Annotated in this window: 14 protein-coding genes; 8 read left to right on the forward strand and 6 right to left on the reverse strand. The window is 68.6% G+C overall.

Features of this window, described 5'->3' with window-relative positions; translation table 11 throughout:
- Positions 1 to 51 precede the first annotated feature (51 nt).
- From C1I89_RS06675 to C1I89_RS06685, 3 genes are all read left to right on the forward strand, one after another.
- Positions 52 to 1443 (forward strand): FAD-binding oxidoreductase, encoded by a 1392-nt coding sequence (locus C1I89_RS06675; RefSeq protein ID WP_102772017.1) that lies wholly within the window; start codon positions 52 to 54, stop codon positions 1441 to 1443.
- Between the two features lie 242 nt (positions 1444 to 1685).
- Positions 1686 to 3080: an HdeD family acid-resistance protein gene (locus tag C1I89_RS06680; protein ID WP_102772018.1), complete on the forward strand. Its 1395-nt coding sequence runs from the start codon at positions 1686 to 1688 to the stop codon at positions 3078 to 3080.
- Between the two features lie 58 nt (positions 3081 to 3138).
- Positions 3139 to 4119 (forward strand): Lnb N-terminal periplasmic domain-containing protein, encoded by a 981-nt coding sequence (locus C1I89_RS06685; RefSeq protein ID WP_102772019.1) that lies wholly within the window; start codon positions 3139 to 3141, stop codon positions 4117 to 4119.
- Between the two features lie 51 nt (positions 4120 to 4170).
- Here C1I89_RS06685 and C1I89_RS06690 read toward each other — a convergent pair whose 3' ends face one another.
- Positions 4171 to 5076, reverse strand: a complete 906-nt coding sequence (locus tag C1I89_RS06690) for a LysR family transcriptional regulator (RefSeq protein WP_102772020.1) — start codon at positions 5074 to 5076, stop codon at positions 4171 to 4173.
- 112 nt (positions 5077 to 5188) lie between these two features.
- On the opposite strand from C1I89_RS06690, the gene C1I89_RS06695 reads away from it, so the two are divergent.
- From C1I89_RS06695 to C1I89_RS06705, 3 genes are read left to right on the forward strand one after another with little or no spacing between them, the layout of a single operon-like run.
- Positions 5189 to 6871 carry an alkaline phosphatase family protein gene (locus tag C1I89_RS06695; RefSeq protein WP_102772021.1) on the forward strand — a complete coding sequence of 561 codons (1683 nt, stop codon included), beginning with the start codon at positions 5189 to 5191 and terminating at the stop codon, positions 6869 to 6871.
- A gap of 10 nt (positions 6872 to 6881) precedes the next feature.
- A complete protein-coding gene (locus C1I89_RS06700; RefSeq protein ID WP_102772022.1) occupies positions 6882 to 7334 on the forward strand; it encodes a cupin domain-containing protein in 453 nt (150 codons plus the stop codon).
- Positions 7335 to 7337: 3 nt separating this feature from the next.
- Complete coding sequence (locus tag C1I89_RS06705) at positions 7338 to 8309, forward strand: Bug family tripartite tricarboxylate transporter substrate binding protein (RefSeq protein ID WP_102772023.1); 972 nt, start codon at positions 7338 to 7340, stop codon at positions 8307 to 8309.
- Positions 8310 to 8357: 48 nt separating this feature from the next.
- Here the strand turns inward: C1I89_RS06705 and C1I89_RS06710 are convergent, their stop codons facing one another.
- The 4 genes from C1I89_RS06710 to C1I89_RS06725 form a co-directional block, all read right to left on the reverse strand.
- The gene (locus C1I89_RS06710; protein ID WP_102772024.1) at positions 8358 to 9656 is read right to left on the reverse strand and encodes an acyl-CoA thioester hydrolase/BAAT C-terminal domain-containing protein; all 1299 of its coding nucleotides are present in this window, start codon (positions 9654 to 9656) and stop codon (positions 8358 to 8360) included.
- 9 nt (positions 9657 to 9665) lie between these two features.
- A complete protein-coding gene (locus C1I89_RS06715) occupies positions 9666 to 10652 on the reverse strand; it encodes a Bug family tripartite tricarboxylate transporter substrate binding protein (RefSeq protein WP_102772025.1) in 987 nt (328 codons plus the stop codon).
- 154 nt (positions 10653 to 10806) lie between these two features.
- Positions 10807 to 11364: a DUF1415 domain-containing protein gene (locus C1I89_RS06720; RefSeq protein WP_102772026.1), complete on the reverse strand. Its 558-nt coding sequence runs from the start codon at positions 11362 to 11364 to the stop codon at positions 10807 to 10809.
- A complete protein-coding gene (locus C1I89_RS06725) occupies positions 11361 to 12830 on the reverse strand; it encodes a M20 family metallopeptidase (protein ID WP_102772027.1) in 1470 nt (489 codons plus the stop codon). The genes C1I89_RS06720 and C1I89_RS06725 overlap by 4 nt, the downstream gene beginning before the upstream one ends.
- Between C1I89_RS06725 and C1I89_RS35140 the strand changes: the two genes are divergently transcribed.
- Positions 12829 to 12957, forward strand: coding sequence for a hypothetical protein (locus C1I89_RS35140; RefSeq protein WP_258231362.1), 129 nt, complete (start codon positions 12829 to 12831; stop codon positions 12955 to 12957). The two genes, C1I89_RS06725 and C1I89_RS35140, sit on opposite strands and share 2 nt — an antisense overlap.
- Here the strand turns inward: C1I89_RS35140 and C1I89_RS06730 are convergent.
- The gene (locus tag C1I89_RS06730; RefSeq protein WP_102772028.1) at positions 12942 to 13859 is read right to left on the reverse strand and encodes a LysR family transcriptional regulator; all 918 of its coding nucleotides are present in this window, start codon (positions 13857 to 13859) and stop codon (positions 12942 to 12944) included. The two genes, C1I89_RS35140 and C1I89_RS06730, sit on opposite strands and share 16 nt — an antisense overlap.
- A gap of 147 nt (positions 13860 to 14006) precedes the next feature.
- On the opposite strand from C1I89_RS06730, the gene C1I89_RS06735 reads away from it, so the two are divergent.
- On the forward strand, positions 14007 to 14323 hold a 317-nt coding region (locus C1I89_RS06735), incomplete at its 3' end, for a transposase (protein ID WP_146196893.1).

Genomic DNA, 14323 nt, shown 5'->3' on the forward strand with positions numbered 1-14323 from the left:
GGCTCGTTTTTAGACGCAGTCTACGAAGCAGCACCTTCAAGGAGGTGTGTGATGAGCAAACTCTCCAATGACGCGCTGGACGCCCTGCGGGCGTCCGCGAGGGGCCAGGTCCTGACCCCCGACGCGGCGGGCTACGATGACGCCCGCAGAATCTGGAACGCCATGATCGACCGCCGCCCGGCGGTCATTTTGCGATGCGCCGGCGCCGCGGACGTGCGCCTGGCGGTGGACTTCGCGCGCCGCAACCGCCTGGTGGTGGCCGTGCGCGGCGGCGGCCACAACATCGCCGGCACCGCCGTCTGCGACGGCGGCATGATGATCGACCTCTCCGCGATGAAGTCGGTGCGGGTCGATCCGCGGCGCGCCCGCGCCTATGTCGAGCCGGGCGCGCTGCTGGCCGACGTGGACCACGAAACCCAGGCCTTCGGCCTGGCCGTGCCGCTGGGCGTGAATTCGACGACCGGCGTGGCGGGCCTGACCCTGGGCGGCGGCTTCGGCTGGCTGACCCGCCGGTTCGGCATGACCGTCGACAACCTCGTTTCGGCCGACGTGGTGACCGCCGACGGCCAGCTGCTGCACGCCAGCGCGCAGGACAACGAGGACCTGTACTGGGCGATCCGCGGCGGCGGCGGCAACTTCGGCGTGGTGACGATGTTCGAATTCCAGCTGCACGCGGTCGGCCCCATCGTGTACGGCGGCCTGGTGGTGCTGCCGCTGGCCCAGGGCCGGCAGGCGCTGCTGCAATACCGCGAGGCGCTGGAAACCATGCCGGAGGAACTGACGGTGTGGGCGGTGCTGCGGCTGGCGCCGCCGCTGCCGTTTCTGCCCGAAGCGGTGCACGGCAAGCCCATGCTGGCCTTCGCCATCTGCTATTCGGGCGATCCGGACCGGGGCCTGGCAGCGGTCGAGGCGGTGCGCGGCTGGGGCCAGCCCTATGGCGAACACCTGGGTCCCATGCCTTATACCGCCTGGCAGCAGGCCTTCGATCCCCTGCTCACGCCCGGTTCGCGCAATTACTGGAAGTCGCACAACCTGGGCCTGTTGCAGGACGGGCTGATCGACGCGCTCATCGGCGCGGTCGAAACGCTGCCGTCGCCGCAGTGCGAGATTTTCCTGGGCTATATCGGCGGCGTCGCCATGCAGGTTCCCGTCGCGGCAACCGCCTATCCGCACCGCGCCGCGCAATTCGCGATGAACGTGCACGGGCGCTGGGACGCGCCCGAGGACGACGAGCGCTGCATCGCCTGGGCGCGCGCGCTGTTTCGCGCGACGCAGCCCTATGCGCAGGGCGGCGTGTACGTGAACTTCCTGACGCAGGACGAACCGGATCGGCTGGGCGCCGCCTACGGGCCGAATTTCGAACGGCTGGTGCGGGCCAAGACCCGCTACGATCCGCACAACCTGTTCCGGCATAACCAGAACATTCCTCCCGCGGCGGCCTGACGGCGCCCTCGGTCCGCGCCCGGACGCCCGCACCGCGTTCGGGCGCGACCGATTATTGCCGCGACGCCGCGGTATTAAGGCGTGCAACAATTATTAACGTGTCTGGCAAAATATCTCATTGACGGGAATTGCCCCGGCCCTTATTTTTGGGCGATTCTGCCCTGTAATAAAAACGCAGTCGCCGGCGGAAAAAAATCCACTATGTCCCTCCCCCGATAAATGCGTAAGGAGCGCTGAGAACAATGGGTCATCTGGTTTTGCTGCTGCTGGGCGTGGAATATATGCGCAAACGCGCCCGCGCCCTGATGATTATCGGCTGGATATTCCTGATCGCCGGCATCGTGGTGTTCATCGATGCGCTGGACAATGCCATCTACTTTCCGCTGAATTTCTTCGCCGGGCTTTTCATCATCGAGGGGCTGGCCACGCTGGCCATCGCCAAATCGGGCGTGGGCGGACAGCGGGTGCTGCGCTACGCCAAGGGCATCATCGTGCTGACCGCCGGCATCCTGGTGCTGGCCGGCCACCATCACGGGCATTTCCTGCTGTCCATGATTTTCGGGCTGCTGTTCCTGGTGGACGGGCTGCTGCAATGCACCGCCGCCTACGTGGTGCGCTATGAGCGCTGGCGTTATGTATTCGCCTCCGGCGTGGCCGAAATACTGCTGGCGATTTTCTTTTTCCAGCCCTACCCGACCAATTACGTGGGCACGGTGCCTTATTGCCTGGGGCTGTTCCTGGCGTTCGCCGGCCTGAAACTGCTGGCGCTGGCCCACCGCACGCGGCGCCTTGATTCGAATCCCGCGCTGCATGCCAATCCCGATCCGGCCTTCATGCCCACGCGCGGCGACGACGCACCGCCGCAAACCGTTTTCGACGGCCCGCCGGCGGCCTCCGAGCGCGCGCTCACGGTCCACGTCTGGACCCCGTCCGGCTCGGCCAAGGCGGAAACCCGCAATTATCCGGTGGTGGACCGGTATATCGCCGCCGTCGACCTCAACGGCGTCGTGTCCACCGGCCATGCCGCGATGGAATCGCCCGAAGGCATCTACATCAGCCTGTATCCGGCCAAGGAAATCGACCGCTCTCCCGAGCAGTTCGGCATGCTGCTGCGCGCCACCGCCGACAACAACGTGCCGGGCCTGTTCCAGCCCGATTACCCGACCGAGGCCAAGGCTTGGTGCCCGTCCACGGTGCAGGTGCGCATCCGCAACTACGACGCCGCCAAGCTGCAGGCGTTCTGGGACGAATACCGCCAGAACACCACCTACAACCTGACTTACCGCAATTGCTCCAGCTCGGTGTCCAACGGCCTGGAGGCGGCGCTGGACGGCGTGGTGGGCCGGCTGCATGGCCCCAAGGCCGGCTGGCGCGTGCTGCTGCGCCTGCTGCTGACGCCCGAACTCTGGGTGGCCGGGCAGATCCGCAAGCGCGCCCTGACCATGGCCTGGACCCCGGGCCTGACGCTGGACTATGCGCGCGCGCTCAGCATGCTGGCCGATCCGCGTCCGTTCGGCTGGTGGAAGATGTCGCAGCAGGCGCTGCGCCAGATGGCGCGCCTGCGCGCCGGCTGGCGCAGCCAGGACCGCGAGGCCGTCGCCCGCAACGCGCGCGCCGAATCGCAGGGCGCGCAATGACGGACGCGGCCCGCCCGCTCCGCCCGCCCGTGCCCTTGCCCGCCCTCGCGCCGCAGCCATGATCGCGCAGATCGCCATCGGACTGGCCGTGCTGGCCGGGGCCGGCTGGGGCGCGCTCGCCCTGTGGTTCCAGGCCCCGCTGGGCCCGCGCGCGCGGGGCGTCGTGGCCGCCCTGTGGCTGGCGCTGGGCGCCGCCGCGCTGGCCGGCCTGGCCTGGGGCGCCTGGCGGCCCGCCGCGTTTTTCGGCGCGCTGCTGCTGGGCCTGCTGGCCTGGTGGAAGCTGGGCGTGCGGCCGTCGAACGAACGCCAGTGGATGCCCGAGGTGGCCCGCCAGACCCAGGGCGCGGTGGACGGCGACATCCTCACCCTGCGCAACGTGCGCAATTTCGAGTGGCGCTCGCGCACCGACTTCGATCCGCGCTGGGAAACCCGGGTCTACGACCTGTCGCGCCTGGCTTCGGTGGACCTGCTGCTGTCCTACTGGGGCCGGCCGGCGGTGGCCCACGCCATGGTGTCGTTCGGCTTCGACGACGGCCAGTACCTGGTGTTCTCGGTGGAGATACGGCGCAAGCTGAACGACACGTTCTCGGAGATCGGCGGCTTCTTCCGCCGGTACGAACTGGCCGTGCTGGCCTCTTCCGAGGAGGACAGCCTGCGGGTGCGCACCAACGTGCGCGGCGAGGACGGCTACCTGTATCGGGTGCATATGCCCGAAGGCGCGGCGCGCAAGCTGCTGCTGTCCTACGTGGACACGGCCAACCAGCTGGTGCGCCAGCCGCGCTTCTACAACACGCTGACCGCCAACTGCACCACCATCGTGTACCGCCTGGCCGACCAGATCGTGCCGGGGCTGCCGATGGACTACCGGCTGCTGCTGTCGGGCTACCTGCCCGAATACCTGTACCGGCTGGGCGCGCTGGAAGGCGCCGACAGCCCGCAGGCGTACCGGCAGGCCGGCCACTACACGGACCGCGCCCGCGCAACCGCGGACGCCGCCGACTTCTCGCGCAACATCCGGCGCGGCGTGCCTGGCGTGTAGCAGCAGGCAGCCCATCCCGTTCAGGACGTTCGGACCGATATCGGCTGCGGCTCAGCGCTGGCCGGCCAGCCGCGCGGCTTCGCCCAGCAACGCGTCCAGCAGGCGGCGCGCCGGCACGGTCAGCGGCGCATCGGCGCGGTGGGTCACATAGATGACGGTCTTGGGCAAGGGATCGGCGAGGTCCAGCCGCACCAGGTCCAGCGCCGGCCCGTAACGGTCGAGGAACCCCTGCGGCATGATGCCGATGAGGTCCAGCTGCGGCATCAGCGCCAGCAGCGTGGAAAAGGACTCGCATTCGAGCTGCAGATGCAGCGCGCGCGCCTGCGCTTCGTCGGCATACAGCGCCCTGGGATCGCCCGGCCCCTGCGCCGGCCCGGTCAGCACCCAGGCGGCTTCGGCCAGCTCGCTCAGGCGCCGGGCGCGCGCCAGCGGATGCGACGCCCGCGCGACGATGACCGACTGGCTTTCGAACAGCGGCTGCACGGCCAGGTCGCCGCCGCCGCCCGCCTCGGGCAGGGGACCCAGCGCCATGTCCAGCTCGCCCGAACGGATGCGCTCCAGCGCCTGCGGATAGAGCGTGTCGCGCACCCGCAGCCGCACCTGCGGCCAGCGCGCGCCATAGCGCGCCACCGCGCCCGGGGCCAGCAGGATGGCGGCGGCGGGCGATACGCCCAGCGTCACCTGGGCTTCGGCGCCGCGCAAATGCCACGCCAGGTCTTCGTGGGCCTTCTCGATTTCGCGCATGACCACCGCCGCGCGCGCCGCGAGGATCTCGCCGGCCTGCGCCAGCCGCACGCCCTTGGGGGTGCGCACCACGAGTTCGGCGCCCACCTCTTCCTCCAGCTGGCGCAGCGACTTGGTCAGCGCCGGCTGCGACACGTTCAGCACCTGCGCGGCAGCGCGCATGCTGCCGGTGCGGGCCAGGGTGAGCAACAGGTTCAGATGCTGGAGTCGCAAGCCGCCTCTCCGGCCGATTACCTGCGGTAATCGACATCAAAACAATTCAAGGGATGCGCGCGCAGGCCGTCGATAGAATTCCTGCATGCCCCATCGGAGACAGGAGCCTAGCATGACCCGAGGCGTGAAGAACATTCTCTTCATCATGTGCGACCAGCTGCGCTACGACCATCTTTCCTGTTTCGGCCATCCCACGCTGAAGACGCCGAACCTGGACGCGCTGGCCGCGCGCGGCGTGATCTTCGACCGCGCCTATGTGCAGTCGCCCGTGTGCGGCCCGTCGCGCATGAGCTACTACACCGGACGCTATGTGCACGCGCATGGCGCCAGCTGGAACTTCGTCCCGCTGAAGGCCGGCGAGATGACCATCGGCGACCACCTGCGCCCGCTCGGGGTGCGTTCCGTGCTGGTGGGCAAGACCCACATGCGCGCCGACATGGCCGGCATGTCGCGGCTGGGCATAGACCCGGCCTCCGTCATCGGCCGCCGCATCGCCGAATGCGGCTTCGACGCCTACGAACGCGACGACGGCATCCACCCGTACTCGGGCCACGACCCCGACCCGCGCTACAACGACTATCTGCGCGCACAGGGCTACGGAGGCGACAACCCCTGGGAATGCTGGGCCAATTCCGCCGTGGATGCCGACGGCACGGTACGCTCGGGCTGGTTCCTGAAGTATTCCAACCTGCCCGCGCGCGTGCCCGAAGAGCACTCGGAAACGCCATACATCACGCGCCGCGCGATGGACTTCATCAGCGAGGCGGGCGAACAGCCCTGGTGCCTGCACCTGTCCTACATCAAGCCGCACTGGCCCTATCTGGCGCCGGCGCCCTACGCCGGCATGTACAGCGCGCAGGACGCGCTGCCGGTGGTGCGGTCGGAGGCCGAACGGGCCGATCCGCATCCGGTGTATGCGGCGATGATGCGGCATCGCGTATCCGCGACCTTCTCCGAGCCCGGCGTGCGCGAGGCGGTCATGCCCGGCTACATGGGGCTGATCAAGCAGATCGACGACCAGCTCGGCGTGCTGTTCCGCTTCATGGAGGCGCGCGGCCTGTTCGACAACACCATGATCGTGTTCACGTCCGATCACGGCGACTATCTGGGCGACCACTGGATGGGCGAAAAAGACCTGTTCCACGAGCCCGTCATCCGCATGCCGCTGATCGTCTACGACCCGGACGCGCGCGCCGACGCGGCCCGCGGCACGCGCTGCGCGGCGATGGTCGAAGCGATAGACCTGGCGCCGACCTTCCTGGAAGCCTGCGGCGGCGTGCAGGTGCCGCACATCATGGACGGCCGTTCGCTGCGGCCCCTGCTGTTCGGCCAGACGCCGCCGGACTGGCGCGACCACGTCATCTGCGAGTACGACTATGCCTTCCAGGATTCGCGCATCGCGCTGGGCACGCCCGCGCGCCAGGCCTGGCTGCGCATGGTGCGCGACGAACGCTGGAAGTACGTGCTGGCCGAAGGCTACCGGCCGATGCTCTACGACCTGCAGGAGGACCCCCAGGAATTTGTCGACCTCGGCGCCTCGCCTGCGCACGAGGCGGTGCGCAGGCGCATGGAAGAACTGCTGTTCCGCTGGGCGCGCCAGCCGCGCCAGCGGGCCACGGTGGCCGACGGCACCATCGAATCCATCGAAGTCCAGCCGCGCATTTCCGAAGGCGGCATCCTGATCGGCTATTGGGACGAAGCCGATCTGGCCCGCGCCAGGCAGTCGTTCAAGCCCCGTTTCGCATCATCCAACCCGCTCGTGAAGCCGACGCTGGATCGGCTGTCGCAATCCTGAGGAGTGCCGCATGATTCTCGAAACCCCCGACATCACCCGCGCCCAGACCGGCCTGGACGGCGTTTCCTGGAACATCCTGGGCCAGGTGTACGTGCCCAAGCAGGTCAGCCTGGACAGCATTTCCTGGCACGCCACGTTTCCCGAAGAAAGCTTCGTGCCGCCGCACGTGCACCCGAACCAGGACGAATACATCTTTGTGCTGGACGGCCGCATCGACCTCCTCCTGGACGGCAAGAAGACTTCCGCCGGCCCGGGCGACCTGGTGCGCATGCCCCGGGGCGTGCCGCATGCGTTCTTCAACAATTCCGGCATGACCGCCACCGCGCTGTTCTGGGCCGCGCCCGCGGGCAAGCTGCTGGCGCTCTACCGGCGCATCCACAACATGTCGAGTCCGGCCGAGGTGGTGGCGGTGGCGCCGGAATACGACGTGATCTTCATGCCGCCCGTTTCTTCCGCGGCCTGAGCCATGCGCCGCCGCACGCTACTGAAGGGCCTGTCCGGCGCCCTCGCCTGTACCCTGCCGTGGTCCGCCCGGGCCGCGTACCCGGACAAGCCCGTGCGCATCATCGTGCCGCTGCCCGCGGCCAGCCCGCCCGACGTGCTCGCGCGCGTCATCGCTGAAAGGCTGCAGCGCCTGTGGGGCCAGCCGGTGGTGGTCGAGAACCGCCCCGGCGCGACCGGCATGATAGGGCTGGACGCCGTGGCGCGCAGCGCCCCCGACGGCTACACCGTGGGCATCATGTTCCTGACCCACACCGTGCTGCCGGCGCTGTTCGGCAAGGTGTCCTACCGTACGGATGGCGACTTCGCGCCGATCGCGAACCTGGTCTGGCTGTACAACGCCCTGCTGGTGGCGCCGGGCAGCGAGTATGCCGACGTCCGCGGCCTGGTCGAACAGGCCAGGCGCCAGCCCGGCAAACTCAGCTATGGCTCCGGCGGCAACGGCTCGCCCGCCCATCTGCTGGCCGCCGCCTTCTGTCAGGCAGCGGGCATAGACATGCTGCATGTGCCGTTCAAGGGACCCGCGGAAGCGGCGCAGGCGCTCATGGGCGGCTACGTGCAGACCATGTTCGCCACCGCCTCGGTCGCCGTGCCGCTGGCGCAGTCCGGCAAGTTGCGCGCGCTGGCCGTCACGCGCGACGGCGGCATGGACGCCCTGCCCGGCGTGCCCACGCTGGCCGAGGCCGGGGTGCCGGCGTTCAACCTCAAGGAATGGGAAGGCATCGTCGCGCCCGCGGGCACGCCGCCGGCCCTGATCTCCAAATGGAACGGCGCCATGCAGACCATCCTGGCCGAGGCCGGGGTGCGCGACAAGCTCGCCGGCCTGGGCATGGAAGCCGCGGACGCGAACACGCCGGCCGAATTCGCGGGGCTGATACGGGGCGAGCTGCAGCGCTGGTCGACGTTCGTGTCGGAACGGAAGCTGCGCAACGGATGACGGCGCGGCGCGCCGCAGCCCAGGCCTGCGGCCGCCCGCCCGGCCCGCCTAGCGCGCCGCGCCTGCCGACCGTCCCAGGAAATCGAGCACCGCCAGATACGAACCTTCGTTGCCCGCGGCGTTCGCGCTGGCCGATCCGCCGGCGTCCAGCAGCAGGCCCGACATGGCGTGCGGCTTGCTGATGAGGGTCGCGGGCAGATAGGGATAGTGCACGTGGTGCCCCGCCCCCATGCAGACGTGGTGGAAGGTCGGCAGGCCGTGCGCCAGGCGCTGGCGCATGACGATCTCGGAATAGGCGGTGCTGGGCCAGAAGCCATCGTCCGAGGCGCTGACCAGCATGATCGGGCCGGGATAGTTTTCGACCGGAATGCGGGCGCGCTCGAACGCCGCGCTGTCGCGCGTGGCGCTGAGAAAAGCATGGGTCTGGCGGTACGGCGGGTCCGAGGCGTAGGCCGCTTCCCAGTCCGCGCTGGCGTTGTCCTGCCACAGGTGCGGCAGCGGCTCGCCGGCCTTGGTCCAGACCTGCGCGTCGCGGCCGGTGCCGGGCGCGCCGGCGCTGACCACGCCGTGCATCACCGGCGACGGCACGTAGGCCACCACCGCGCTGACCAGCTCCGGATAGTGCGAGGCCACCAGCAGCGAGGTCTCGCCGCCGCGGCTGATGCCCGACAGCGCCACGAAGCCGTCGCGCGGCGCCAGCTCGGCGCGGGCCCAGCGCAGCGCATGCTCGAAATATTCCAGCGGCATGTCGTTCAGGTACTTGGGCCGGCCTTCGTAGTTGAAGATGGCCAGCGCCAGGCACTGGTAGCCGCGGGCCGCGAACAGCGCCGCGCGCGGCGCGTTTACGCCGCCGGACGAGCCGTTCATGTAGATCACCAGCGGATGCGGGCCGGGGCCGGCCGGGGTGTAGAGCTCGCCCGACAGCGTCATGCCGCCGACCTGCTCGCGCACCGCGCGGTGGGTCACGCCTTCGGCCAGGAATTCCTGCACCAGCTGCGCGCGGGCGCTGCGGCGGCCGTCGCTGGCCTCGATGTCGATCGCCAGCGCGTCGGTGCGATCCGGCGGGAACACCACGCGTTCCATGTCGCAGCAGCTCATGGACCAGACCAGGCCCATGGCCGAGGGCTCGGCGTAGCTGCCCGACACCGGGCAGTCGCGCGACAGGTCCAGGCTGCCGTCATGGCCGGCCATGAACACGGCCTGCGAGCGCCACGCGGCGCCGCACATCCGCATGCTGGCCGTCACGGTGACGAAGGCATAGGCCGGGAATCCGTCGATGCGGATGTCGCGCGCCACGTCGATCAGGGCGCGTTCGGGACTGACGGTGATGCGGGGCGGTTCGCTCACGGCGGCTCCTTAGCTTTTGAGATCGGTCCGGGGCACGCCGTTGGCCTTGATGACCTGGGCCCACATGGCGGACTCCTCGGCGATGACGCGGTCCAGGTCGGCCGATGACGTGAACTCGACCGTCACGCCCTGCTCCGCGAACTGCTGCACCAGGCCGGGGTCGCGCGTGCCTTCGCGCACCGCATGCTCCAGCTTCTTGACCACGGCCGGCGGCATGGCGGCCGGGCCGGAAATCATCATGCGGGTGTACAGCTCGAAGCCGTCCACGCCCGCCTCCTTCATGGTGGGCACGTCGGGCAGGCTGGACAGGCGCTTGTCGGCGGTGACGGCCAGCACCTGCAGCTTGCCGGACTTGATGTTGGGCAGCGCCGAGGTCGGGAAATCGAAAGAGCTCTGCACGGTGCCGGCCATCAGGTCCAGCAGCGCCGGGCCGCTGCCCTTGTACGGCACGTCCTGGAACTGGGTGCCGGTCTTGGACTGGAAATGCAGCAGCGCCAGGTGGTTGATCACGCCGCGCCCGGCGTGCGCGCAAGTGATGTCGCCGGGCTTCTTCCTGGCCAGGGCGATGAACTCCTGCACGGTCTTCACGCCCAGCGCAGGATTGACGATCAGCAGCATGGGCGACTTGCCCATCGACCCCAGCTGCTTGAAGTCCGACTGCTGGTACGGCAGGTTGTTGTACAGCAGCGGGTTGAGGATCATGCCATTGGTGCCGGCAAAGCCCAGCGTGTAGCCGTCCGGCTCGGCGCGCGCCACCGCCACGGTGGCGATGATGGCCTGGCCGCCGGGGCGGTTCTCCACCACCACGCTCTGCTTGAGCGTCTTGCCCATGCGCTCGGCCAGGGCGCGCGCGGCGATGTCGGTCAACCCGCCCGGGGCAAAGCCCACCAGCAGGCGCACGGGGCGGGTCGGGAAGTCGTCCTGCGCCCAGGATGGGCGCGGGATCAGCGGCAGCGCGGCGAGCGCGCCCAGGGCATGGCGGCGGGTGAATCGCATACGGCTCTCCAGGCGGGAGCCGTCCGCCCGAGGGGCAGACGGTCTCGGAGAACGTATGTTGTATGCAGTTTTACGCCGGAGCTACTCGGGGTATCCCGAGGTCGTCAGGGAAGCATATTCCGCCTGACGGTACTTCGTATGCGATCCAGCCCGATCAGGGCTTGGTCATGAGCTTCTTCCACCCCTCCAGCCCCAGCCGGTTCATGGTGTCGATGTTCTTCTCGTAGATCTCGGCGGCGTCCGGGAAGGACTCCACCGCCCGGTCGATGCTGGCTTCGCGCAGCAGGTGCAGGATGGGATACGGCGAGCGGTTGGTGTAGTTGGAGATGTCGTCCGGCTGCGTGTCGGCGAACTGGAACTGCGGGTGGAAGGTCGCCACCTGCAGTTCGCCCACCAGGCGCATGCGCTTGAGCAGGCGGTCCGACAGGTCCTCGAAGTCGTTGAACTCCAGGAAGTCGTCCAGCGCGTCCGGAACGATGAGCAGCGTGGTGTCGATCTTTTCCGGATCGGCCTCGGCCAGCAGCGCCAGTTCGTCCTGCAGGTCGGTCAGCACGCCCTCGGCGTCGGTGGCGTCGCTGACCGCGAAGCGGATCTGGTCCTTGACCTGCACCGCCTTGGCGAAGGGACAGAGGTTCAGGCCGATCACGGCCTGGTTCAGCCAGTGCCGCGTTTCGGCGACGACGTTGGCGTAGGCGTCGGAGGTGGAAATCATACGGGCATCGCCGCCATCGTCTGGGCCACCGCGGCGGTGAGCTTCTTGCCGTAGGGCACGTGCAGGAATTCGTTGGGGCCGTGGGCGTTGGACTTCGGCCCCAGCACGCCGCAGACCATGAACTGGGCCTTGGGGAAGCCCTTCTGCAGGATGCTCATCAGCGGGATGGTGCCGCCCTGGCCGATGTAGCCGCAGGGCGCGCCGTAGTACTGCTGCGAGGCCGCGTCCAGCGCCTGGGTCAGCCATTGCTCGGAGGCCGGCGCGTTCCAGCCGGTAGCCGCGCCTTCGTTAGCCTTGAAGATGACCTTGGCGTTGTAGGGCGCGTCGGCTTCCAGCAGCGCCTTGATCTCCTGCGAGGCGGCCACGGCGTCGACCAGCGGCGGCAGGCGCAGCGACAGCTTGAAGGCGGTGCGCGGACGCAGCACGTTGCCGGCGCTCGACAGCGGCGGCAGGCCTTCGGCGCCGGTCACCGACAGGGTCGGGCGCCAGGTGCGGTTGAGCAGCGCCTCTTCGGGCTCGGTCGTCATGGGCAGCACGAAGCCGCCGTCGGCGCCGCAGCTCCAGGGAAAACGGCGCCAGACCTCGTCGCCCAGGATGCGCGCGGTGGCGTGCACCTGCTCGATGCGCTCGGAGGGAATTTCGCAATGCAGGCTTTGCGGCAGCAGGCGGCCGGTGGCGCTGTCTTCCAGGCGGTCCAGCAGATGGCGCAGGATGCGGAACGACGACGGCACCACGCCGCTGGAGTCGCCCGAGTGCACGCCCTCGTCCAGCACCTGCACTTCCAGCGTGCCCGACACCATGCCGCGCAGCGAGGTCGTCATCCAGAGCTGGTCGTAGTTGCCCGCACCCGAATCCAGGCACACCACCAGCGCCACGTTGCCCAGGCGGTCGCGCAGCGCGTCCACGTAGGGCAGCAGGTCGTAGCTGCCGGATTCCTCACAGGTTTCGACGATGCCCACGCAGCGCGGGCGCGGGATGCCCTGCTTGTCCAGCGCCATGATGGCGGTCAGCGAGGCGTACACCGCATAGCCGTCGTCGGCGCCGCCGCGGCCATAGAGCTTGCCGTCTTCGTACTTCGGGGTCCACGGGCCCAGGCCGGCGCGCCAGCCGGAGAATTCGGGCTGCTTGTCCAGGTGGCCGTACAGCAGCACGGTGTCGCCGTTGTCGCTGCGGGTGGCGGGCGCGTCGAAGAAAATCACCGGGGTGCGGCCCGGCAGGCGCACCACTTCCAGTTTCAGGCCCGAGACCTTCTGCGCCTCGACCCATTGCGCGGCGTCGCGCACCACGCGTTCGATGAAGGCGTTCTTTTCCCAGTCCGCATCGAAGGCCGGGCTCTTGGCCGGGATGGCGATGTAGTCGGTCAGGGCCGGGATGATCTCGTTGTCCCACTTGGCGTCCACGAAAGCCTGCAAAGCCTGCGGATCGAGGGTGGGAGGAAGCGCGTCTTCGGGGATGCGGGCGTTCATGGCGGTGATCCTGTGGTCGGGAAAGATGGGCAAAGCGGTATTTTATGCCCAGCGCCGCGCCGCCGGCAGCTTTCGTCCCCTATTTGAAGCGCCCGCGCGCAAAAGGCGCCGCTACCTGGCCGCGTAGGCCTCGATGCGGCCCCACACCTGCCGGGCCAGCGGCTTGGCGTTGTCCACCGACTGGTACAGCCGGATTTCCATGTGGACGTCGTTGCGCGCGCTGTCGGCGCGCACCAGCGTGCCGGCGCGCAGGTCGGCCTCGACCAGCGTGTGGGGCAGCCAGGCCAGGCCGAAGCCCTGGCGGGCCATGGCGTGCAGCGCGTCGGCCAGGTCCGATTCATAGCGGGTCTGCAACAGCGCCGGCACGCACAGGCCGCGCAGCCGGTCGCCCAGGATGCGGCCCAGCGACATGCTGTCGGCGTACGCCAGGAACGGCACCGCCGGGTCCGAGGCCAGCCTGGGCACCGCATGGCGCGGGTGGCGGCTGCCCGCCGCCAGCGGCGCGCTGACGGCCACCAGCCGGTCGGCGCCCACGCGCCGGCAGCGGTAGCCGGCGTTGTCTATCCGGGCATAGAGCGGCTCGTGCGCGTGGCACAGCAGGAAATCGACCTCGCCATCCACCAGCATGTCGACGCCGTAGTTCAGGGTGGTGGTGACCACTTTCAGCTGGAACGGCTCCATGCCGCGCTCGACGCTGGCCATGAGCCCCGGCAGCACCGAATGCGCCAGCGTCTTGCCCGAGGCGATGACGATCCTGCGGGCGCGCTGCAGCTCCGGCTTTTGCAGTCCCTCGCGCGTTTCGCGCAGGATCTCCAGGACTTCGACGGCCGCCGCCAGCATGCTGCGGCCCGCGGCGTTGAGCGTGGAGACCTGATGGCCGCGCTCGACTAGCGGCACGCCGGCCCAGTCCTCCAGCGCCTTGATGCGGCGCCCGAAAGCCGGGTGCGTCACGTTGCGCGCCTGCGCGGCGCGCAGCAGGTTGCGCGACTTCGACAGCGCCACGAAGTCTTCCAGCCATTTGATGTCCATGCCGTTTTTCCCATTGTGCCGTTCCGGCACAGTGGCTGCGCATTTTGCACAAACCCCTGGGCGGGCGCAACTAGGGAACCTCTGAACAAGTCCAACGAACCTGTCAGAATATAAGTTATTGAAAACAGTCCGATCCGAGTGAACCCGATGAGCCAGTTGAGTTTTTCCGAAGCCGAGTACGTTGGCAAACGCAAGAAAACGCGCCGTGAGAAGTTTCTGGCCAAGATGGAGCGTGCGGTGCCGTGGAAGCTCTTTGCCGATCTGGTCGATCCGCATTACCCCAAACCGGGCATCGGTCGTCCACCGTATCCGCTGGAAACGATGCTGCGCATCTACTTCATGCAACTGTGGTTTTCGCTGTCGGACCCGGCCATGGAAGAGACGCTGTACGACAGCTTTTCGATGCGCCAGTTTGCCAAACTGCCTGGAGGTCGTGTGCCGGACGAGACCACCATTTTGAACTT

This window comes from Achromobacter pulmonis (genome assembly GCF_002885955.2).
Classification (GTDB): Bacteria; Pseudomonadota; Gammaproteobacteria; order Burkholderiales; family Burkholderiaceae_B; genus Achromobacter; species Achromobacter pulmonis_A.